General features: G+C 67.4%; 15 protein-coding genes. 4 read left to right on the top strand and 11 right to left on the bottom strand.

The window, feature by feature from the left end; genetic code table 11:
- Window position 1 precedes the first annotated feature (1 nt).
- The 3 genes from EV560_RS08375 to EV560_RS08385 all read left to right on the top strand — a co-directional run bounded on the left by EV560_RS08375 (window position 2) and on the right by EV560_RS08385 (window position 5,968).
- Window positions 2–2,167, top strand: a complete 2,166-nt coding sequence (locus tag EV560_RS08375) for a xanthine dehydrogenase family protein molybdopterin-binding subunit (RefSeq protein ID WP_131855275.1) — start codon at window positions 2–4, stop codon at window positions 2,165–2,167.
- Window positions 2,164–2,835 (top strand): Isoquinoline 1-oxidoreductase subunit, encoded by a 672-nt coding sequence (locus EV560_RS08380; RefSeq protein WP_165923383.1) that lies wholly within the window; start codon window positions 2,164–2,166, stop codon window positions 2,833–2,835. The genes EV560_RS08375 and EV560_RS08380 overlap by 4 nt, the downstream gene beginning before the upstream one ends.
- A 259-nt stretch (window positions 2,836–3,094) precedes the next feature.
- Entirely contained in the window at window positions 3,095–5,968 is a 2,874-nt protein-coding gene (locus tag EV560_RS08385; protein WP_131855276.1) for an ATP-binding protein, read from the top strand.
- A 38-nt stretch (window positions 5,969–6,006) separates the two neighbouring features.
- Here EV560_RS08385 and gyrB read toward each other — a convergent pair whose 3' ends face one another.
- The 11 genes from gyrB to EV560_RS08440 form a co-directional block, all read right to left on the bottom strand.
- The gene (gyrB, locus tag EV560_RS08390; RefSeq protein ID WP_131855277.1) at window positions 6,007–8,424 is read right to left on the bottom strand and encodes a DNA topoisomerase (ATP-hydrolyzing) subunit B; all 2,418 of its coding nucleotides are present in this window, start codon (window positions 8,422–8,424) and stop codon (window positions 6,007–6,009) included.
- Window positions 8,425–8,540: 116 nt separating this feature from the next.
- Window positions 8,541–10,376, bottom strand: a complete 1,836-nt coding sequence (recQ, locus tag EV560_RS08395) for a DNA helicase RecQ (protein WP_131855278.1) — start codon at window positions 10,374–10,376, stop codon at window positions 8,541–8,543.
- Between the two features lie 135 nt (window positions 10,377–10,511).
- Complete coding sequence (locus EV560_RS08400) at window positions 10,512–11,126, bottom strand: LysE family translocator (protein ID WP_131855279.1); 615 nt, start codon at window positions 11,124–11,126, stop codon at window positions 10,512–10,514.
- Between the two features lie 94 nt (window positions 11,127–11,220).
- A complete protein-coding gene (locus EV560_RS36670) occupies window positions 11,221–12,543 on the bottom strand; it encodes a methyl-accepting chemotaxis protein (protein WP_131855280.1) in 1,323 nt (440 codons plus the stop codon).
- A gap of 68 nt (window positions 12,544–12,611) precedes the next feature.
- A complete protein-coding gene (gene recF / locus EV560_RS08410; protein ID WP_131855281.1) occupies window positions 12,612–13,745 on the bottom strand; it encodes a DNA replication/repair protein RecF in 1,134 nt (377 codons plus the stop codon).
- A gap of 120 nt (window positions 13,746–13,865) precedes the next feature.
- Complete coding sequence (gene dnaN, locus EV560_RS08415; RefSeq protein ID WP_131855282.1) at window positions 13,866–14,981, bottom strand: DNA polymerase III subunit beta; 1,116 nt, start codon at window positions 14,979–14,981, stop codon at window positions 13,866–13,868.
- A 261-nt stretch (window positions 14,982–15,242) separates the two neighbouring features.
- The gene (gene dnaA / locus EV560_RS08420; RefSeq protein ID WP_131855507.1) at window positions 15,243–16,682 is read right to left on the bottom strand and encodes a chromosomal replication initiator protein DnaA; all 1,440 of its coding nucleotides are present in this window, start codon (window positions 16,680–16,682) and stop codon (window positions 15,243–15,245) included.
- Between the two features lie 850 nt (window positions 16,683–17,532).
- On the bottom strand, window positions 17,533–17,799 hold the full coding sequence (rpsT, locus tag EV560_RS08425) for a 30S ribosomal protein S20 (protein ID WP_131855283.1): 267 nt from the start codon (window positions 17,797–17,799) through the stop codon (window positions 17,533–17,535).
- 183 nt (window positions 17,800–17,982) lie between these two features.
- Window positions 17,983–18,375 carry a RidA family protein gene (locus EV560_RS08430; RefSeq protein ID WP_131855284.1) on the bottom strand — a complete coding sequence of 131 codons (393 nt, stop codon included), beginning with the start codon at window positions 18,373–18,375 and terminating at the stop codon, window positions 17,983–17,985.
- Complete coding sequence (locus tag EV560_RS08435) at window positions 18,372–19,370, bottom strand: threo-3-hydroxy-L-aspartate ammonia-lyase (RefSeq protein WP_131855285.1); 999 nt, start codon at window positions 19,368–19,370, stop codon at window positions 18,372–18,374. The genes EV560_RS08430 and EV560_RS08435 overlap by 4 nt, the downstream gene beginning before the upstream one ends.
- A gap of 192 nt (window positions 19,371–19,562) precedes the next feature.
- The gene (locus EV560_RS08440; RefSeq protein WP_131855286.1) at window positions 19,563–20,336 is read right to left on the bottom strand and encodes an enoyl-CoA hydratase; all 774 of its coding nucleotides are present in this window, start codon (window positions 20,334–20,336) and stop codon (window positions 19,563–19,565) included.
- 222 nt (window positions 20,337–20,558) lie between these two features.
- Between EV560_RS08440 and EV560_RS08445 the strand changes: the two genes are divergently transcribed.
- Window positions 20,559–21,026: an SRPBCC family protein gene (locus EV560_RS08445; protein ID WP_131855287.1), complete on the top strand. Its 468-nt coding sequence runs from the start codon at window positions 20,559–20,561 to the stop codon at window positions 21,024–21,026.
- Window positions 21,027–21,080: the final 54 nt, after the last annotated feature.

The raw sequence follows: 21,080 nt of genomic DNA on the forward strand, positions 1-21,080 counted from the left end.
GATGGCCGTCCCCGCTTCCACCCTCGCATCGACGCGGCGCGGCTTCCTCGTTGCCGGCGCGGCGCTTGCCGGCGAACTCGTCATCGGCTTCTCGCCGGGAGCCGAAGCGCTGGCGCAAAGCGTGAGCGCCAGCGATGCGCCCTTCCAGCCGGGCCGTTTCATCCGGATCGACCGGAGCGGCGCGATCACCGTGACGGTGCCCTATGCCGAGATGGGTCAGGGCGCGCTCACCGCGGTCGCCATGCTCGTCGCGGAGGAACTCGAGGTCGCTCCGCAGATCATCCGGCTCGAGCATGCGCCCGGCGACGATGCGATCTACGGCCATCCGCTGCTCGGCGACCAGATCACCGGCGGCTCGCTCGGTGTGCGCGGCGCCTGGAAGCAGATGCGCCAGGCAGGTGCCGCCGCACGGATGATGCTGACCGAGGCCGCCGCCCGCTCCTGGTCGGTCGAAGCCGCGAGCTGTCGCACGGATGCCGGCTTCGTCGTCCATCCGCCGAGTGGCCGGCGCCTCGCCTATGGCGCGCTGGTCGACGCAGCCCGCGCGCTGCCTGTTCCGCAGGATCCACCGCTGCGGACGCAAGAACTGCGCGTGATCGGCAAGGGCCTGACGCGGCTCGACGCGCCCGCGAAGATCGATGGTTCGGCGCTGTTCGGCATGGACCGCCGCCTGCCCGGCATGCGCTATGCCGCGGTCATGGCCTGCCCGGTCATCGGCGGCAGCCTGGCCGGGGTCGACCATGCCCCGGCGCTCGCCGTCCGCGGCGTGCGCAAGATCGTCGAATTGCCGAGCGCGGTCGCCGTCATCGCCGACCATACCGGCGCCGCCCGTAAGGGCCTCGCGGCACTGTCGCCGCGCTGGAATGGCGGCGCGCATGCCGGGCTCGACACCGCGGCGCTGGTCGCGCAATGCGATGCCGCGCTCGGACGCCCGGGCCTGACTGCCGAGACCAAGGGCGATCCGACCGGCGCGATGTCGGCGGCGCAGGCGAGTTTCGCGGCCGATTATCGCATGCCGATGCTGGCGCATGCCGCCATGGAGCCGCTCAACTGCACCGCTCATGTCCGCCCCGGTGCGTGCGAGATCTGGGTCGGCAGCCAGGTGCCGGGCCGGGCTCGCAAGGAGGTCGCGGCCGCGCTCGGACTGCCGGTCGAGGCGGTGCGCGTCAACAATCACCTCATCGGCGGCGGCTTTGGCCGCCGGCTGCAGTCGGAATGGGTGACCCAGGCGGCGCTGATCGCGCGCCAGGTCCAGGAGCCGGTGCAGGTGATCTGGAGTCGCGAAGAGGACATGCGGCAGGGCTCGTACCGTTTCCACAACCATAGCCGGGTGCGCGTCGGCACGGATGCGCAGGGCATGCCGGTGAGCTGGCAGCATCGGGTCGTCGGCCCGGCCGTGATGGCCTGGTTCCTGCCGCCCTATTTCAGGGACGGGGTCGATCTCGACGTCACCGGCGGCGCCTATGGCCCGTACAGCTTCCCCAACTTCCTCGTCGACTATGTCCGCAACGATCCGCCGGCCGGGCTGCTCGCGGGTAATTGGCGTGGTGTCGGCGACACCCGCAATTGCTTCGTCGTCGAGAGCGTCATCGACGAGCTCGCCGCCCGCGCCAAGCGCGATCCGGTGGACTACCGGCGGGCGCTGCTCGAGCCGAACTCGCGCATCCGCGTGGTGCTCGACCGGGTCGCGGCCGAATCCGGCTGGGGCAAGCCGTTGCCGGCCGGCCATGCTCGTGGCATCTCGCTTCTCTCCGGCTTCGGCAGCCATATCGGCCTCGTCGCCGAGGTCGAGGTCATCGGCAGCGACCGCCTCCGCATCCCGCGGATCACCTGCGTCGTCGACTGCGGCCGGGCGGTCAATCCCAACATCGTCAAGCAGCAGATCGAGGGCGGCATCGTCTTCGGCCTGAGCGCCGTCCTTTATGGCCGCATCACCGTGCGCGACGGCCGGGTGGAGCAGTCGAACTTCCACGATTACCCGGTGCTGCGCATGAACGAGATGCCGCAGATCGAAGTGATCCTCGTCGAAAGCGCGGAGGAGCCGGGTGGCGTCGGCGAGCCGGGCACGGCGGTCCTCGCTCCGGCGATCACCAACGCCATCTTCACCGCCACGGGGCGCCGCCTGCGCTCGCTTCCGATCGACCTCGCCATCGAACAGAGGGCTTGAGCGCCGTGACACAATCCCGCCTCCTCCCCCGCGCCGGCCTGGCGCTGCTCGCCGTCATGGGCAGCGCCGCGCTGTTCGGCGCCGCGCAATCGCAGACCGACCGCACCCATCCGGTCGGCAAGCCCTTGCAGGATGCCGGCAGCTTCGCCGCGATCGGCGATGCCAGCCGGCGCTCGGCAGCGCTGTTCAGCGAGGCCGGCAAGGTCCTGCAGCATCCGCGCTGCCTGAACTGCCACCCACCGACGCGCCGGCCGACACAGGGCGAGACGCTGCGCACTCACATGCCGCCGATTTTCGCGGGTGGAGGCGAGGGCGCGGGAGCGGGAGTGCCGGGCATGCCCTGCGCCACCTGCCATCGCACCAGCAATACGCCGACGCTGAGCGCCGGCGTCACCAGCGTGCCCGGCGCCGAGCATTGGAGCCTCGCGCCGATCTCGATGGCCTGGCAGGGCAAGTCGCTCAAGGAGATCTGCGAGCAGATCAAGGATCCCGCCCGCAATGGTGGACGCTCGCTGGCCCAGATCCGCACCCATCTCGCCGAGGACCATCTCGTCGGCTGGGCCTGGCATCCCGGCGAGGGGCGCGAACCGGCGCCAGGCACGCAAGCCGGCTTCGGCGGCCTGATCGAAGCCTGGATCGCAACGGGCGCGCATTGCCCTGCGAATTGAGCAGCGGCCTTCGCCGAGCCTCGCATCGTTAGGCGCTCTTCTCCCGCACGGACGCTTCGTTCCGGGCGGCAGAGCGCTTCTATGCGCTAGCGCCGGCTGTGCCTAGGCGCGAGCCGGACCTGAATCATCCCTTCCATGGCGAGCTTGCCAGGCACGGCATGGCGGTCGCAGGATCGTGACTTGCTCTCCAAATTTCGCAACGGCACGTACACTGCATACAGGGCAGCCGGGTGCAGTTTCGGGCAGGCGAAGACACCAGATGCAACCGCCTTCCGGAGCATCACAACCGATCTATGCCTTTGGCCGTTTCCGGCTGTTTCCGGCCCAGCGACGGCTCGAAGAGGACGGCGAGCCGGTGCGGATCGGCGCACGCGCCTTCGATCTCCTGCTCCTGCTCGTCGAGAATGCCGGCGCTACCGTCTCCAAACAGGCGATCTGGGAACGAGTCTGGCCGGGCATCCATGTCGGCGAGGGCAGCCTGCGCTTTCAGCTGGTCGAGCTGCGCCGCCGGCTCGACGAGGACAGCGCCTCCAGCTGCATCTCCTCGGTGCCGGGACGCGGCTATTGCTTCGTCGGACCGCTGCGGCGCTCCGATCTCGATATCCTGCCGGAGCGATTGCCGCCCTCGACCGTGCGCCTGCCGCCGCGCCTGAAGCGGATGGTCGGGCGCGACGATGCGCTCTCGGCGCTCGGCCGGCTGCTGGCGGATCAGCGCTTCGTGAGCATCGTCGGAGCGGGCGGCGTCGGCAAGACGGCGCTGGCCATCTCTGCCGCTCACGATCAGCTCTGCGGCTGCGCGGGCGAGGTGATCTTCGTCGATCTCGGCGCGGTCCAGGATTCCGCTCTGGTCGCGAGTGCGATCGCGGCGCCGCTCGGGTTGCCCGTGCAATCGCCCGACCCGACGCCGGACATCGTCCTGCGTCTCAGGTCCCGCAAGACGTTGCTCGTTCTCGACAGCGTCGAGCACCTGCTCGATGCCGTCGCCAGCCTGGCGGAGCGCCTGTTCGCAGAGGCGCCCCAGCTTCGCCTCCTGGTGACCAGCCGCGAGGCGCTGCGCGTCGAGGGCGAGCACGTCTATCCACTCGAGCCTTTCGATCCCCCATCGGTCGAGCAATCAGCCTCGCTCGACGGGCTTCTCGAGAATCCCGCGGCCGAGCTTCTGGTCGAGCGGGCGCTCGCCGCCGATAGCCGCCTCTCCTTTGTGGATGGTGATGCGCCGATCATCGCGTCGATCTGCCGGCAACTCGACGGCGTTGCCCTCGCCCTCGAGCTGGCGGCCGGGCGCGTGCCCACCCATGGCCTGGAGGGCACGTCCGCGCTGCTCGGCGGCGGGCTCGACCATCTCTATGGCGGCAAGCGCACTGCAGCGCCGCGACACCGCTCGCTCGGCGACACGCTGGCCTGGAGCTATGACCTCCTCGATAGGCGCGCCTGCACGATCCTGTGGCGACTGACCGCCTTCGTCGGCCCGTTCAGCCTGGAAGCGGCCTGCGCCGTGGCGGGCGATGACGACATCAGCTCCACCGAGACAGCGCGGATCCTGGCCGACCTTGTCGCGAAATCGCTCGTCTCGGTGCGGCGCGCGGGCTCAGCGACGCGTTTTCGCCTGCTGGACACGATGCGGGCCTATCTGCGCGGGAAAGTCGTGCCGGAAGCGTGGCCGGCAATCGCCAGGCGCCATGCGCGATACTACCGCGAGCTGTTGCAGCGGAGCGCCCCGCAAGCGGCCGGCGATGGCTTCGGACTGGTTGCCGGCATCGAGGACATCCCGAATATCCGCGCCGCCCTGACCTGGTGCTATGCCGCGCCCGGGGAGGACCGCGGCGGAACTCCCCTCGCCGCCGGAGCGGCGGTCCTCTACCAGAGGCTGTCGCTGCTCTCGGAATGCCAGAGCGTCTGCGAAACCGCCATCGCCGCGTTACCGGCGGCGGAGATCGGCTCCCGCAATGAGATGGAGCTGCAAACCTGCCTCGCCCAGGCGCTGATGTACACGAGCGGGCACACGCCAAAAGCGCTCGCCGCGTTCGAGCGCGCCATGGAACTCGCCGCCCGCTTCGGCGAGACCGAGCGCCAGCTCGCCATCAGCAGCGCGCTGCATGTCTATCATAATCGCAGCGCCAGTTTCGCGCAGGGGCTGGCCGTGGCCGAGCGCGGCCATGGCATCGCCCAGGCGCAGTCCGATCCAGCGATTGTCGCGCTCGGGCATATCTCGCTCGGCATCGCCCTGCATCATGTCGGGCGCCATGCCGAAGCGAGCATCCATCTCGACGAAGCGATCGAGCTCGGCGAGCGCAATGCCGGGATCGACCGCATCGCCTCCTATTCGACCCATCCGAACCGGGCCCGCGTCATCGTCGCCCAGAGCCTTTGGCTGCGCGGCTTCCCGGACCAGGCCGCCGCCGTGGCGCATCAGTCGATCGCCGAGGCGGGCTCGCTCGACCATACGTTAAGTCTCGCGATCGCACTGAGCGGCGTGCCGCCGGTCTTCATCTGGCGGCAGGACTGGGACGAGGCCGAGCGCCTGCTCGACCGGCATTGGACGCTGGCGGAGCAGAATTCGCTGCTGCCCTACAGGGCGCTGGTGATCGGACGGCGCGGCGAGGTCGCGATCCATACCGGCCGGGCCGAGCTCGGCGTGGAACTGCTCGACGAGGCGCTCGTCCTGCTGCACGCCTCGAATTACCGGCTGTTCTCGACGCCGCTGCGGATGGCCCTGGCCCAGGGCCTGGCGCAGCTCGGACAAGGCGAGCGGGCCCTCGACGAGATCCAGGCCTGCCAGTCCAATGTCGAGCCTGGCGGCGATGCGATGTACCTGCCCGAATTGCTGCGCGTCCGGGCGGTGATCCTCGCCACGGAACCAGCACGTCAGGCCGAAGTCGAGCCGCTGCTGCGTAGGGCCCTGACGACCGCGCGGGAGCAGGAGGCACTGTCCTGGGAACTACGCGCCGCGACCACGCTGGCCGGCACCTGGATCCAGCGCGGGCGCCTCGACAAGGCACGGGCGCTGCTGCAACCGATCCTCGATCGCTTCAGCGAAGGTCACCAGACGGCGGATTTGCAGCTTGCGAGCTCGCTGCTCGCCGATGCGAGCGGCCACGAGGCGCGCGCCGTGGGTGCGAACAGAAACCGCTGAAGCAACGGTGAGATAGCGATCCCACCGCCGTCCAGGGATCACGTATCGACGGTGGCGTTCAGCGCATTGCTCTGGATGAACTCGCGGCGCGGCTCGACGACATCGCCCATCAGCTTGACGAAGAGATCGTCGGCCTCGTCATTCTGGTCGTTCTTGACGCGCAGCAGCGAGCGGACGTCGCGATCGAGCGTCGTCTCCCAGAGCTGGTCGGGGTTCATCTCGCCCAGCCCTTTATAGCGCTGCAGCGAGACGCCCTTCTTGCCGATGGCGTTGACCGCGTCGAACAGGTCGCTCGGGCCGTTGACGACATGGTCGTCGCCCTTGCGGCTGAGCGTGCCGGGCTTGGCATAGGCCTCCTGCAGCGAGACGGCGGAGGCATCGAGCTTGCGGGCTTCCGCGCTGGCGAGCAGGCCGGCATCGAGCGCCGCGACCTGTTTCACGCCGCGTACCAGCCGCGAGAAGATGAAGCCGCCATCAGCGGCCCGGCCTTCCCAGCCCCGCTCGATCTCGTCCGAGATCGCGTCGAGCCGGCGCGCCACATAGGCTGCGGCTTCATTGGCCTGCTCGTCGCTCTGGTCGCCGAGCGGGCGCAGAGCCCCTGCGATCGCGACCTGCTCGACCACGCGCCGGTCATAGCGCGAATGCAGCTGCGCGAGCGTGTTGCGGACGCTGCGCGCTTCCTCGATCAGGGCGCGCAGGTCGGCACCACCACGCTCGGCGCCGTCGCCGGTGCGGAAGACCGCGCCGTCGAGCGTGCTGTCGACGAGGTAATCCTCGAGCGCACGCTCGTCCTTGAGATAGGTCTGCGACTTGCCACGGGCCGCCTTGTAGAGCGGCGGCTGGGCGATGAAGAGGTGGCCGCGCTCGATCACCTCCGGCATCTGCCGGAAGAAGAAGGTCAGCAGCAGGGTGCGGATATGGGCGCCGTCCACGTCCGCGTCGGTCATGATGATGATCTTGTGGTAGCGCAGCTTCGCGATGTTGAACTCCTCGCGGCCGATGCCGGCGCCGAGCGCCGTGATCAGCGTGCCGACCTGGTCGGAGGAGAGCATCTTGTCGAAGCGGGCCCGCTCGACATTGAGGATCTTGCCGCGCAGCGGCAGCACGGCCTGGTATTCACGGGCGCGGCCCTGCTTCGCGGAGCCGCCGGCCGAGTCACCCTCGACGATGAAGAGCTCGGACTTGGCCGGATCCCTTTCCTGACAGTCCGCCAGTTTGCCCGGCAGCGAGGCGATGTCGAGCGCGCCCTTGCGGCGGGTGAGATCGCGCGCCTTACGGGCGGCCTCGCGCGCGGCAGCGGCCTCGGCGACCTTGCCGACGATGGTCTTGGCCTCGTTCGGGTGCTCTTCCAGCCAGGTCGAGAGCGCCTGGTTGACGACGTTCTCGACGACCGGACGAACTTCCGAAGAAACCAGCTTGTCCTTGGTCTGCGAGGAGAATTTCGGATCGGGCACCTTGACCGAGACGATCGCGGTCAGGCCCTCGCGGCAATCGTCGCCGGTGAGCGAGACCTTCTCCTTCTTGGAGATGCCGGAGCTCTCGGCATAGCCGGTGATCTGCCGGGTGAGGGCCGCCCTGAAGCCGGCTAAGTGAGTGCCGCCATCACGCTGCGGGATGTTGTTGGTGAAGCAGAGCACGTTCTCGTGGTAGCTGTCATTCCACCAGAGCGCGACATCGACGGTGATGCCGTCCTTCTCCGAAGTCAGCATGATCGGCTTGTCGACGATCGCAGCCTTGGCGCGGTCGAGATAGCGCACGAAAGCCTCGACGCCGCCCTCATACATCAACTCCTCGCGCACCACCTCGGCATGGCGGGCGTCGGTCAGGACGATGCGAACGCCCGAGTTGAGGAAGGCGAGCTCACGCAGGCGATGCTCCAGCGTCTTGTAGTCGAACTCGACCATCGTGAAGGTCTCGACCGAGGGGGTGAAGGTCACCTCCGTGCCACGCTTGTCGCCGGCCGGGCCGACCACCGCGAGCGGCGCCACCGCGTCGCCATGGTGGAACTCCATGAAATGCTCGTTGCCGCCACGCCAGATGCGCAGCTTGAGCGAGACCGAGAGCGCGTTGACGACGGAGACGCCGACGCCGTGCAGGCCGCCCGAGACCTTGTAGGAATTCTGGTCGAACTTACCGCCGGCATGGAGCTGGGTCATGATGACCTCGGCCGCCGAGATGCCCTCCTCGGAATGGATATCGGTCGGGATGCCGCGGCCATTGTCGGACACCGTGACCGAGCCATCGGCGTTCAACGTCACCGTGACGAGGTCGGCATGGCCGGCGAGCGCCTCGTCGATGGCGTTGTCGACGACCTCGTAGACCATATGGTGCAGGCCCGAACCATCATCGGTATCGCCGATATACATGCCCGGGCGCTTGCGCACCGCGTCGAGACCTTTGAGCACTTTGATGGAATCGGCGCCATACTCTTCGGCGCCGTTAGTGACGTCAGTCATGAAGGGGTCCTTGAGCGGGCGGGATCCTGCCCGCTGATTCGATTCGTGACGGCAATATAACCACTAACGATGGCTTTTTCACGCGCGTACGCGTGCGTGCGCGAGCAGAGCGGTTTTCAACTCGCGAATGTGGCGATCGCCTCGAGGAAGACGTCGCCATATTGCGCGAGCTTGCGCTCGCCGACGCCTTCGATCCGACGCATCTGGTCAAGGCCGAGCGGCCGCTCGCGCGCCATGGCGATCAGGGTGCGGTCGGTGAAGATGATATAGGCCGCTACGCCTTCCTCGCGGGCGATCGAGAGGCGCAGTTGCCGGAGGTGCTCGAACAGCCCGGCGGTGCCCTCGTCGAGCCCGTCGGCGCGAGCGACGGCACGGTCGGCCGCGCGAGCACGGCGATCAGGCAAGGCATCGGCCCTGACGGCGATCGGCTCGCGGCCAAACAGGATGTCCTCGCCTTTCTCCGTCAGGCAGAAGCCGCCATGCTCGACGCTGGCCTCGGCGAGCGCGCCGGCGGCGAAGAGCTTTCGCGTCAGCGCCTGCCAGGCGGCTTTCGGCTTGTCGTTGCCGACGCCGAAGGTCTTCAACCCGTCATGGTTCTGGCGGCGAATGGCCTCGCTCATCGTGCCCGTGAGGATATCGGCGAGATGGGCGGCCCCGAAGCGCTGGCCCGAGCGCGCCACGGCCGAGAGCAGCTTGCGGGCATCGAGCGTGGCATCCGACAGCATCGCCTCGCCGCCGCAGAGGTCGCAGCGGAACTGCGCCTGGCCATGGCGGCAGGGCAGCGTCTGCTCGCCAAAATAGGCCAGCAGCGAAGAGCGGCGGCAGAGCGCGGATTCACACAGGTCGATCATCGCGTTGAGGCGCTTGTGCTCGATGCGGCGGCGCTCGTCGTCGATCTGCTTCTCGTCGATCTGGCGACGACGGAGCGCCATGTCGTCGACGCCGTAGAGAGTCAGCGTATCGGCCGGCAGCCCGTCGCGGCCGGCACGGCCGATCTCCTGGTAATAGCTCTCGATCGAGCCGGGCATATCGGCATGGACGACGAAGCGGACATCGGGCTTGTTGATGCCCATGCCGAAGGCGATGGTTGCGCAGACGACGACGCCGTCCTCCTGCAGGAAGATGTCCTGGTTGCGGTTGCGCTCGGCCTGCTCCATGCCAGCGTGGTAGGCATAGGCCTTGTAGCCCTTCTCGCGCAGGCCCTCGGCGAGGCGCTCGGTGCGTCCACGCGACGAGCAATAGACGATGCCCGAGCCGCCGCGATGGCGCTTCAGGAAATCGGCGATCTGGCGGCGCGGCTGGTCCTTCGGCGCGAAGGCGAGCTTCAGGTTCGGCCGGTCGAAGGAATGCACCACGAGATGCGGCGGCTTCGGGAAAAGCTGCTGGGCGATATCCTCGCGCGTCTGGCGATCGGCCGTCGCGGTCAGCGCCGTCACGGGCACGCCGCCGAGCGCCTCGCGCACCTTGGCGAGCAGGCGGTATTCCGGGCGGAAATCATGGCCCCATTGCGAGACGCAATGCGCCTCATCGATGGCGAGCCTGCTGACGCCGATGCGGCGCAAGCGGCCGACCAGGCCCTCGCCGGCCAGGCGCTCCGGCGAGACGAAGAGCAGGCGCAGCTCGCCGGAATTCAGCCGGTCCCAGGCCTCGGCAGCCTCGCTCTCGCTGTTCATCGAATTCAGCGAGGCGGCGGCGACGCCAGCGCGGGTGAGCTGGCCGACCTGGTCGCGCATCAGGGCGATGAGCGGCGAGACGACGAGCGTCAGCCCGCCGGAGACGAGAGCCGGCAGCTGGTAGCACATCGATTTGCCGGAGCCGGTCGGCATCACCGCGAAGACGTCGCGGCCGTCGAGCGCGGCTTCGATCACCTCCCATTGGCCGGGGCGGAAATCGTCATAGCCGAAGACGGATTTCAGCGTCGCGCGCGCTTGTGATTCGCTGGCATGCGGCATGGCTCCCATGTGCCTGAGAGCAGCCGAAATGGCCAGCCTCATCCGTCATTGCGAGGAGCGTAGCGACGAAGCAATCCAGGGGGCTGCGCGAGGCCCCTGGATTGCTTCGCTGCGCTCGCAATGACGAAGAGCGAGCTACCCGCGCGCCGCGATCGCCGCCGCGGCGCCCGCCATGACGCCGCCGGTGACGCGGTTGACGATCCGCATGACGCGCGGGCTCGCCACCAGCCGCCGGGCACGGTCGGCCGCATAGGCATAGGCCAGCAGCGTCGAGCAAATGATGATCGTGGTCAGCGTGATGATCTCGACGAAGACGAGCGGGGTGACGTTCCGCAGATCGACCACGAGCGGCAGGATCGAGAGGAAGAAGACCATGACCTTGGGATTGCCCAGCGTCAGGGCCAGCCCGCCGAGGAACAGCCTGAGCCCCTCGCCGCGCGCCGCCGGCGACTCGCGTGGCGGCTCGGCCGGCGCGGTCCAGAGCTTGAGCGCAAGCCAGAGCAAATAGAGGCAGCCGGCATATTTGATCGCCAGGAAGAGGCCGTGGAAATGCTCCATCAGCACGGAGAGACCGAGCGCCGAGGCGCTGAACCAGACCAGGTCTCCAGCCGCAATGCCGGCGATGAAGGGCAGCGAGCGCCGCAAGCCGCTCGACAGGGCACGCGCGACCAGGGCGGCGATGCCCGGGCCGGGCGAAGCGACGGCGACGAAATAGACACCGGCGAAAACCAGAAGGCCCGTGAGTTCCATGCCGCCTTGTCCCTGCTCGTCCGATCCTCGGGCCTGGCGGTGAGCCTAGCAGCGCGGCCGGACGGCGTCACATCGCAGCTGGTGATGCGATCGATCAGCCCTGGCGTATCAGCGTGTGCTGACGCTCGACATGCGAGCGCCCGACCTGGCCGAGGAAATCGCCGATCGAGCGCTCGAGTTCCTGCATCAGCACCGAGGTCGCCTTGATGCGCTCGTCACTCTGCCGGGCGAGCGCCGCCGCCTCGCCCGCAAGGCCTTCGACCAGCGTGGCGTTATGGGCGATGACGTCGACGCCGCTGGACGAACTCGCCGCCTGCTCGGCGATCGAGCGGATTCGCTGGCCCTGCTCGGCAACCGAGCCGGCGACGACACGGGCGCTCTCCTGCAGCGCCTGCATGGTCTGACCGAGCTCCTGGACGGCGTTCTCGATGGCCCGGCCGGCGCTGAGGACCTCGCCGACGCCGTCGCGAATGGTCTCGGTCGCGCTGTTGGTCGCGGTCGCCAGCGATTTCACCTCGGCCGCGACCACCGCGAAGCCGCGCCCGGCCTCACCGGCGCGGGCAGCCTCGATCGTGGCATTGAGCGCCAGGAGATTGGTCTGCGATGCGAGATTGCGGATCAGGTCGACGAGATTGCCGATCCTGTTATTGGCCTGCTGGAGCATCGCGACATTCTCAGCAATGCCGCGACATTCGGTGCTCGCATCGTCGCTGGCGCGGCTCGATGTCGTCGTCTCCTGCATGATCCGCTCCGTCAGCACGCCGAAATCGCGGGTCGCCGCCACGATCTCGGAGACCGAAGCCGAGACCTGCTCCGGCCGGTTCTGGCTTTCGGAGATCGCCGACAGCGTCTCGCCCGCCTTGGCCGAGAGCTGGCCGGAGAAGCCGCTGACGGCCGTCATGCTGGCCTCGATCCCCGAAATGCGCTCGGCGATACCGCTGCGGAACGCGCTTTCGAGCGCAGCGAAACGCTCGCTCGTGTCGTTCTGGATGGCTCTGTCGAAGCAGGCCAGCGAATAGGAGATGTCGGTCAGCATCAGCTTGCAGAAGACAGCAAGCGCCTTGTCGAGTGGGCCCCAGCGCCGCTTCCAGCTGGAGACCACGACCGGCAGGAAATTCGAGAAATCCTCGAGGAAGAACATCGGATAGTCGGCGAGCGCGATGCCATTCCCGTTGGCCCGGGTCACGATCCGCGTCTTGGCGGCAAGATAATCGTCATCGAAGCTCAGCGAGAAGAGGCGCCGATATTTGGCGGTTTCGTCGCCATGGAGCCCGCGATCGCGCTGCAACTCGTCGCGGCCATAGGTCATCTTGTAGAGCCGCTGGACCGAGGCATCGAAATGCGGCTCGAGGATCGCGAGCAGGCGGCTGGCGATCTCGGTTTCCTGGGGTGTAAAGGAGGGAACCGACGGCTGCATAGAGCGCCACTATTTCCGTCGAATGGTTAACCATCCATCAAGTTGAGACGGCACGGCAATTTATTTCGCTAATCTATCGCGACGACTTGTCCTGCCGTCACGGTGAAGCGCTGCGCACCTGCCGGCAGATCGACGAAAAGCGCGGGATCGGCCCCGGTCATCCAGACCTGGCAGCCGAGCTCGGCCAGCCCGGCATAGAGCGCGCCGCGCCGACGCGGATCAAGATGGGCGGCGACCTCGTCGAGCAGCACCAGCGGCGGCAGGCCGCTCATGGCGCGAACCAGCTTGGCATGGGCGAGCACGAGGCCGATCAGCAGCGCCTTCTGCTCGCCCGTCGAGCCCTGCTCGGCCGGAATGCCCTTGGCGGCGTGGCGCACCAGCAGGTCGGAAGCCTGCGGGCCGAGAAGCGTGCGGCCGGCGGCGCGGTCGCGCTGCCGCCCCTGGCGCAGCAGAGCGCGATACTGGTCCTCGGCGTCGAGGGCAGGCAGTCCCTCGACCAGACGGTCGATCTCACCATCGAGACCGATCATGGCGCGCGGAAAGGGCGAGGACTCGTCGCCGCCCGCGGCGATGATCGCGGTGAGCCGACCGACCGTCTCGGCCCGGGCAGCAGCGACGGCCACGCCGAGCTCGGCGATCTCGCGCTCGACGGCGTCGAGCCAGCTCGCCTCGTGCGGGCTCTCTTCGAGAATGCGGTTGCGCGAGCGCAGGGCGCGTTCGAGCGCATTGGAGCGGCTGGCATGGCTCGGATCGACGGCGAGCACCAGCCGGTCGAGGAAGCGACGCCTGTCGCCGGCGGAGCCGCGGAACAGCCCGTCGAGATCCGGCGTCAGCCAGACCAGCCGGATATACTCGCTGAAGGCGACCGCCGATCCTGCCGGGCTACCGTCGATGCGGGCGATCCTGGCGCGCTTTCCCTCCGGGTCCGGAAGCCCAAGCCCGATGCCGAGCCGCGACCCGTCCTCCGCAAGCGCGATGGAGACGGCGAAGGAGCCCGGGCCGTCCTGCCGTGCCATCTCGGCGAGATCGGCGCGGCGCAGCCCGCGGCCGGGCGCGAAGAGCGAGAGCGCTTCGAGCAGGTTGGTCTTGCCCGCCCCGTTCTCACCGACCAGCGCAACGAGTTGGCCCCCGATCGTCAGATCGAGGGCCTCGTAGGAGCGGAAATCCTGAAGGATCAGGCGTGAGACGGCAGACAAGTGCATGAGCCGGATGATCTCGAATGAAGTCGCCGAGCGACTTCATTCGAGATCTGAATCCGCCTCTCAACAAAGTTAGAGCAGAAACTGTGCGGAAAACCGGTTCCCACTTTTCCGCATCCTGCTCTAGACGCGCATCGGCATCAGCACATAGAGCGCGGAAGCGCCTTCGCGATCCTGAATGACAGTGGGAGAGCCGGGATCGGCGAGCTTGAGCAGCGCGGTGTCGCCGTCGAGCTGCGCCGCGATATCCATCAGGTAGCGGGCATTGAAGCCGATATCGAGCGGGCTCGCATCGTAATCGACCTCGACCTCCTCGGTGGCCGAGCCGGAATCCGGATTGGTGACCGAGAGCGTCATGCGGCCATCGGCCATGGAGAGCTTCACGGCGCGGCCGCGCTCGGAGGAGATCGTCGAGACGCGGTCTACGGAGGCGGCAAAATCGCCCTTGTCGACGGTCAGCCGCTTGTCGTTGCCGCTCGGGATGACGCGCTGATAGTCGGGGAAGGTGCCGTCGATCAGCTTCGAGGTCAGCACGACATCGGCAGTGGCGACGCGGATCTTCGTGGCCGAGAGCTCGACCGAGACCTCGGTGTCGCCATCCTCCAGCAGCTTCTGGATCTCGGAGACGGCCTTGCGCGGCACGATCACGCCCGGCATGCCGGAGGCGCCGGCCGGAGCCGCCGTATCGACGCGGGCGAGCCTATGACCATCGGTCGCGACCGCACGCAGCAGCGTGTTGCCCTCGACATCGATCGTGTGCAGGTAGATGCCGTTCAGGTAATAGCGCGTCTCCTCGGTGGAGATCGCGAACTGGGTCTTGTCGATCAGGCGCTTGAACTCGCCGGCCGGCAGGGTGAAGCGATGCGCCATCTCGCCCGCGGTGATGTCGGGGAAGTCGCTCTCCGGCAGTGTCTGGAGCTGGAAGCGCGAGCGGCCGGAGCGCAGCACGAGCCCGGTCTCGCCGGTCGTCTCGAGCGAGACCTGGGCGCCGTCGGGCAGCTTGCGCACGATATCGTAGAGCGTGTGGGCCGGGACCGTGGTCGCGCCCGGCTCGGGGACATCCGCCGCCAGCGTCTCGACCACCTCGATATCGAGATCGGTCGCCTTCAGCTTCAGGCCGGCGCCGTCACCGCTCAGCAGAAGATTCGACAGGATCGGAATCGTATTACGGCGTTCCACCACACGGTGGACATGGCCGAGCGACTTCAGGAGGGTGGAACGTTCGACCGTGACCTTCATCGTTCGTCTTCTGGCGTGCTGGCGCCCGGCAGCGAATGCGCCGGGCGGCGGAATGGCCCGCGACATTGCAGGACACCGCAGCGCCGCGCAAGGGCGACATCTGGTCCAGCCACAACCAAAGGTGAGAACGGGCGAATGAGCCCGGCCGAAGCCAGGCTCGGTGCCGTCATTGCGAGTGCAAGCGAAACAATCCAGGGACGCCTCGCTCGACGGCTCCCGGATTGCTACGTCGCTACGCGCCTTGCGGAGACCGCAGGAGTGTCACTCCTGGAGCATGCGCTTCAGGAGATCGACCTCGTCATGGAGGAGGCGATCCTCGGCGATCGCCTTCTCGATCTTGCGCACGGCGTGGAGCACCGTGGTGTGATCGCGGCCGCCGAAGCGCCGGCCGATCTCAGGCAACGAGCGCGGCGTCAATGCCTTCGACAGATACATCGCGATCTGGCGCGGCTTGACCACCGCCGCCGTCCGGCGCTCCGACAGGATGTCGGCGCGGCTGACATTGTAGCGGGTCGCGACCAGCTTCTGGATATCCTCGATCTTGACCCGGCGCGGCTCGCGGGTACGGACCAGATCACGGATCGCGGCCTCCGCCGTCTCCATCGTCACCGCCTGGCCCGACAGCGTCGCGTGAGCGAGCAGCCGGTTGGCAGCGCCGTCAAGATCGCGGCCATTGGTGGCGACGACGCGGGCGACATAAGCCACCACATCAGGACTGACATGGAAGTTCGGATGCGCGCCCTGCAGCGCCTCGAGCCGGCTCGACAGGATCTTTCCACGCAAGGCCTCGTCGAGCTCGCCGATCTCGACGACGAGCCCGCCGCCGAGCCGCGAGCGGATGCGCTCGTCGAGCGCCTCGAGGTCATTGGCGAGCCGGTCGGCCGCAACGACGATCTGCTTGCCGGCATCGATCAGCGCATTGATCGTATGGCCGAACTCCTGCTGGATCGAGCGGCCCTGGATGAACTGGACGTCGTCGACGATGAGAAGGTCGATGCCGCGCAGCTTCTCCTTGAAGGCGAGCGCGGTCTGCGATTTCAGCGCGGCGACGAAGCCGTACATGAAGCGATCCGCCGTGAAATAGGCGACGCGCTTGCCATGGTTGCGCGCATCCTGCGCGATCGCCTGCAGCAGATGCGTCTTTCCGAGCCCGACCCCGGCATGGAGGTAGAGCGGGTTATAGGGCGAGGCGCCGGCAGGCGCCGCCGCGATGCGCTCCGCCGCGGCGAAGGCGAGCTGGTTCGACTTGCCGATGATGAAGCTCTGGAAGTTCAGGCGCCGGTCCAGAACCGTGCCGCAGGCATCGACGAGATCGCGCTCGCAGGGCTGGGCGGGCTCGGCCGGGGCGGGAGTTGCAGGTGCCGCGGCCGGCCGGGGCCGGGCCGCGACAGTCTCGCGGATGACGGCCGGAGCCGGATCGCGCGCCACCTGACGGACGGAGAGAACGATGCCGTTGGGAGCAGCAAGCTCGGCAACGCAATGAGCCCGCAAGCGCTCGGCGTAATGGGCTTCGAGCCAGCTCTTCAGGAAGCGGGTCGGCACAGTGAGATAAGCGACGCCATCGACGAGGCCGCCGATCTCGACGCGGGCGAACCAGCTCGAGAAGACGTCTTCGCCCAGTTCGGCGCGCAGGCGCCGACGCACTCTGTCCCAGGCATCAGCCAGCGAGACCTCGCCGGCACCCTCGGCCGTCACGCCCATGACCACGGGCGCGGACACCACCACTGCTTCAATGATTTCGCTCCTGTCCTGTCGCTCAAACATTCGTCTGCCCCATTTCAAATATTCTGACGCGCGCGGCGGGCGGCGGCCCCTCCTGGGGTCGCCCTCGCCGGCGCTGTTGTCCGGACAATAGGGCAGGGTTTCCGCGCTGCGCCTCACGCTGCGCGGATGGCCTGCCTTACATCTGATCGATTACGCTTGGGAGGCTCGCTGAAGAGCGGAGCCGCACTTCATCTCAACACAAAAAGACAAAGAGCCGCATCCTCTCCCCCTTTGGGCGCGAGCCAAAACGCCGATAATCTTCGGAAATCCCCGGCGGTCATTGCTGTCCGGCCGGCGATGAAAGGACCTTACAGGGCGCTCTCGGACGGGAGCAATATCCCTTTCAGCCGGCTTCGGAGAGCAAGGCCCATCCGAGCTAATCTGACCTCTCGGTAAGGACCGGCCAATAGGTTGGGGAACTTAACGTTTTCTTTACCGAGGGGCTTTCGGGAAACGCGCGAATCTTTTTTTTGGCGCCCCCCGACAGCGCCCCCGGGCGCTCGGATGATTCTCGACGGGCGAATCCTTTGCCCGCTAAGATCATGAAAAATATGGGCTTTATTTGCGCGGTCAAAAGCTCGGGAAGGGCTGATTTCGGACCCTGAATTCAATCCCGGAGTCAACCCCGCAAAGCCGTGGAAAGATTGCGGAATCGGCTTGGCACGCGCAATTTTTTCGGCATCGCGGCGCACCCGTTCGCGCCGCCTTAAAGTTAACGCCGGACAAGAAAAAACCCGGCGGTGAAGCCGGGTTCAATCACATCAGAATGATGTCGCGGTGGTTGCACTCAAGAGGCGAGCGCACCGATCCGATGAGCCAGTCGCGAAACCTTGCGCGAGGCAGTGTTCTTATGAACCACGCCCTTCTGAGCGGCGCGCATGATCTCGGGCTGGGCGGCCTTCAGAGCCTCGGAGGCGGCGCCCTTGTCACCGGCGGCGATCGCCTCCTCGACCTTGCGCAGGAAGGTGCGCATCCGGCTGCGGCGCGCCTTGTTGACCTCGGTGCGGCGAGCGATCTTGCGCGTGGCCTTCTTGGCCGACGTCGTATTGGCCATCGATGTTCCTCGTGTTCATCGGCACCGGCCGCCTGGCATATCTAGCCTGGCGGGTCCGGACCGCTACCTTGATGGAAATGCTTTGCGGCAGCTACGCTTGCGCGAGCCGTCGCGAGACGCAGGCCTATAGTCTCTCAGGCCCGCGGCGTCAACGGCGAATCCGGCTAGCGTGACGCTTCCGTGTCAGGCGTCGCGCCGAACGGCGATCGCCTCGATCTCGACGAGGTAGCCGTAATGCAGCTCGGGCACCGGCACGACCGAGCGCGCGGGCCTGTGATCGCCGAAGACCTCGGCATAGATCCGGTTGAATTCCGGCCAGTTGCCGGCGCCGACCAGATAGACCGTGACCTTGACCACGTCCCGCGGTGTCGAGCCCGCCGCCTTGACGATGGCGAGGAGATTGTCGAGCGCCTGGCGCGCCTGGATCGCGAAAGGCTCACTGGCCGTGTGGCTGCCATCGGGACGCGGCGCGAGCTGGCCGGAGACGAAGACGAGGTCCTTGTAGGCAAGGGCCTGGGAATAGTGTCCGGCCGGGACCGGCACCTCCGGTGAAAGAATGGTCTCGATCGTGCTCATGCTGCCTCTCCAACGAAACGGGCGAAGCTCGCGAGATCGACATTGCCGCCGCTGATGACGATGCCGACGCGCTTGCCGGCGACCGGCACGGCGCCGGTGAAGGCGGCCGCCGCCGCAAGGCAGCCGGTCGGCTCGACCACGATCTTCATGCGCTCGGCGAAGAAGCGCATCGCCTCGACCAGCGCCGCATCCGGCACGGTGACGATGTCCTCGACGGCCCGCTGGATCAGCGGGAAGGTGTAATTGCCGAGGAAGGCGGTCTGGGCGCCGTCCGCGATGGTCTTGGGCACCGAGATCGTCACGATCCGACCGGAGCGCAGCGACTGCTGGCCATCATTCCCGGCCTCGGGCTCGACGCCGAAGATGCGGCAATCGGGGTTGAGCGCCTTGGCCGCGAGCGTAGCGCCGCCGAGCAGGCCGCCGCCGCCGAGCGGGACGAGCAGGATATCGAACGGACCGGCCTCCTCGATCAGTTCCTTGGTCGCGGTGCCCTGGCCGGCGATGACCTGCGGATGATCATAGGGCGGGATCAGGGTCAGCCCGCGGGTCTGCGCCAGTTCGCGGCCGAGCGCGTCGCGATCCTGGGTATAGCGGTCGAACTGGACGATCTCGGCGCCGTAGCCACGCGTCGCCGCGACCTTGGCGGCGGGCGCATCGAGCGGCATCAGGATGACCGTGGGAACGCCGAGCAGCTTGCCGGCATAGGCGATCGCCTGGGCATGGTTGCCGGAGGAGAAGGTGACGACGCCGGCGCGCTTCTGCTCGGGCGAGAGAGCCGCGATCGCATTATAGCCGCCGCGGAACTTGAAGGCGCCCATGCGCTGCAGGTTTTCGGCCTTGAAGAACAGGCTGGCGCCGACGCGCTCATCGGCCGTGCGGGAGGTCAGGACCGGAGTACGATGGGCCGCGCCCGCGATGCGACCGGCCGCGGCGACGACGTCGTCATAGGTCGGCAGGACGAGCTCGGGGGCGGCTTGGGCAGTAGCGGCGGTCATGCGTGATTCCTTGCTTGGACGGCGCACATTTCAGCAAGGCGCGACCGGCGGCAAGCGAGGAAGCGGCGACCCAGGCATGCTCCCGTCGTCATGCCCGGGCTTGTCGCGACCATGCGCGCCTTGAACAGCCCCCCTGATCAGCGAAGGCCGGTTGCCGCTGGTGCGGCCATGACGACGGGCGAAGGCCGCGCGTCAGCTGTTCCTGAACTCCGGCTTCCGCTTCTCGACGAAGGCAGCCATGCCTTCCTTCTGGTCGTCCGTGCCGAAGAGCGAGGAGAACAGGCGGCGCTCGAAGCGCAGGCCCTCATGCAGCGTGAGCTCGAAGGCGCGATTGACCGATTCCTTCGCCATCAGCACCGACGGCAGCGACTTCGCCGCAATCGCATCGGCCGCCTTCAGCGCCTCGGTCATCAGCTCGGCGAGCGGCACGATGCGGGCGACGAGACCCGCGCGCTCGGCCTCGTTCACGTCCATCATCCGGCCGGTGAGACAAAGGTCCATCGCCTTGGCCTTGCCGATCGCCTTGGTCAGGCGCTGCGTACCGCCGGCGCCGGGAATGACGCCGAGATTGATCTCGGGCTGGCCGAATTTCGCATTGTCGGCGGCGATGATGAAGTCGCACATCATGGCGAGCTCGCAGCCGCCGCCCAGCGCAAAGCCCGCGACCGCGGCGATGATCGGCTTGCGGCGCTGGCCGATGCGGTCCCAGGTCGCGAACTTGTCGTCGAGAAATGTCTGCGGGAAGGAGCGGCTCTGCATCTCCTTGATGTCGGCTCCGGCGGCGAAGGCTTTTTCCGAGCCGGTGATCACGATGCAGCCGATGCCGGGATCGGTCTCGAAGCCGTCGATCACCGCGTTGACCTCGCCGATGAGCTGGCTGTTCAGCGCGTTGAGCGCTTGCGGACGGTTGAGCGTGATGAGGCCGACCTTGCCCTTCACCTCGACGAGAATGGTCTCATAAGCCATGGCGGCCTCCCGGATGCTGCTTGCGGACGCAGCATTAGCGAGGCGGCCAACGAAAAGTCCATGCCAGCCAGCGCAAGATGGGATGGCGCTCTTCGCTCGACGTCTCCGCTATACCGAGCAAGCCCGACGCCATGGCGTGATAGCGCTTCGCGGCCTCGAAGGCCGCGTCCTTGGGACAAAACCGCCTCCGGCGCGTTGCTGCATTTGGAACGGAGATGGCCCATGCCCGGCATAACAAGAACGGATCTGGCTTCGCGGGTGATCCGCGCGACGCGGCAGGCGCTCTACCGGGCTTTCGCCGACCCGGCGGCGCTCGTTCTCTGGCTGCCACCGAAGGGGATGAGGGCACGGCTCGAAAGCTTCGACCTGCGCGTGGGCGGCGGCTTCCGGATGGTCCTCACCTATGAGAACCGGAGCGCGCGGGGCAAGGCGAGCGACGATTCCGATATCGTCGAGGTCCGCTTCACCGAGATCAGGCCGAACGAGCGCATCGTTCAGCAGGTCGAGTTCGAGTCGGACGATCCCGCCGTTGCGGGCGTGATGACGATGACCTGGCAGTTCGTCACCGTGGCTGATGGAACCGAGGTGATCATCCGTTGCGACAACGTGCCCTCGGGCATCCGCAAGGAGGATCACGACACCGGTCTGCGCTCGACCCTGGCGAACCTCGCCGCCTTCACCGAAAACTAGCTGCCTGTTCTCGCATCGGCTTTTTTGCGAAAACTGCAAGCCACGTCTCGGGCC

Origin of the sequence: Allobosea sp. BK604 (assembly GCF_004341515.1) — a bacterium.
Lineage (GTDB): Bacteria > Pseudomonadota > Alphaproteobacteria > Rhizobiales > Beijerinckiaceae > Allobosea.

Coding starts and splice junctions, on each gene's coding strand:
- EV560_RS08385 (WP_131855276.1), top strand. CDS start 3,095: ATGCAACCGCCTTCCGGAGCATCACAACCGATCTATGCCTTTGGCCGT.
- EV560_RS36670 (WP_131855280.1), bottom strand. CDS start 12,543: ATGCAGCCGTCGGTTCCCTCCTTTACACCCCAGGAAACCGAGATCGCC.
- EV560_RS08445 (WP_131855287.1), top strand. CDS start 20,559: ATGCCCGGCATAACAAGAACGGATCTGGCTTCGCGGGTGATCCGCGCG.
- EV560_RS08430 (WP_131855284.1), bottom strand. CDS start 18,375: ATGAGCACGATCGAGACCATTCTTTCACCGGAGGTGCCGGTCCCGGCC.
- EV560_RS08375 (WP_131855275.1), top strand. CDS start 2: ATGGCCGTCCCCGCTTCCACCCTCGCATCGACGCGGCGCGGCTTCCTC.
- dnaA (WP_131855507.1), bottom strand. CDS start 16,682: ATGGGCGTGACGGCCGAGGGTGCCGGCGAGGTCTCGCTGGCTGATGCC.
- dnaN (WP_131855282.1), bottom strand. CDS start 14,981: ATGAAGGTCACGGTCGAACGTTCCACCCTCCTGAAGTCGCTCGGCCAT.
- EV560_RS08440 (WP_131855286.1), bottom strand. CDS start 20,336: ATGGCTTATGAGACCATTCTCGTCGAGGTGAAGGGCAAGGTCGGCCTC.
- rpsT (WP_131855283.1), bottom strand. CDS start 17,799: ATGGCCAATACGACGTCGGCCAAGAAGGCCACGCGCAAGATCGCTCGC.
- EV560_RS08435 (WP_131855285.1), bottom strand. CDS start 19,370: ATGACCGCCGCTACTGCCCAAGCCGCCCCCGAGCTCGTCCTGCCGACC.
- gyrB (WP_131855277.1), bottom strand. CDS start 8,424: ATGACTGACGTCACTAACGGCGCCGAAGAGTATGGCGCCGATTCCATC.
- EV560_RS08400 (WP_131855279.1), bottom strand. CDS start 11,126: ATGGAACTCACGGGCCTTCTGGTTTTCGCCGGTGTCTATTTCGTCGCC.
- recF (WP_131855281.1), bottom strand. CDS start 13,745: ATGCACTTGTCTGCCGTCTCACGCCTGATCCTTCAGGATTTCCGCTCC.
- recQ (WP_131855278.1), bottom strand. CDS start 10,376: ATGCCGCATGCCAGCGAATCACAAGCGCGCGCGACGCTGAAATCCGTC.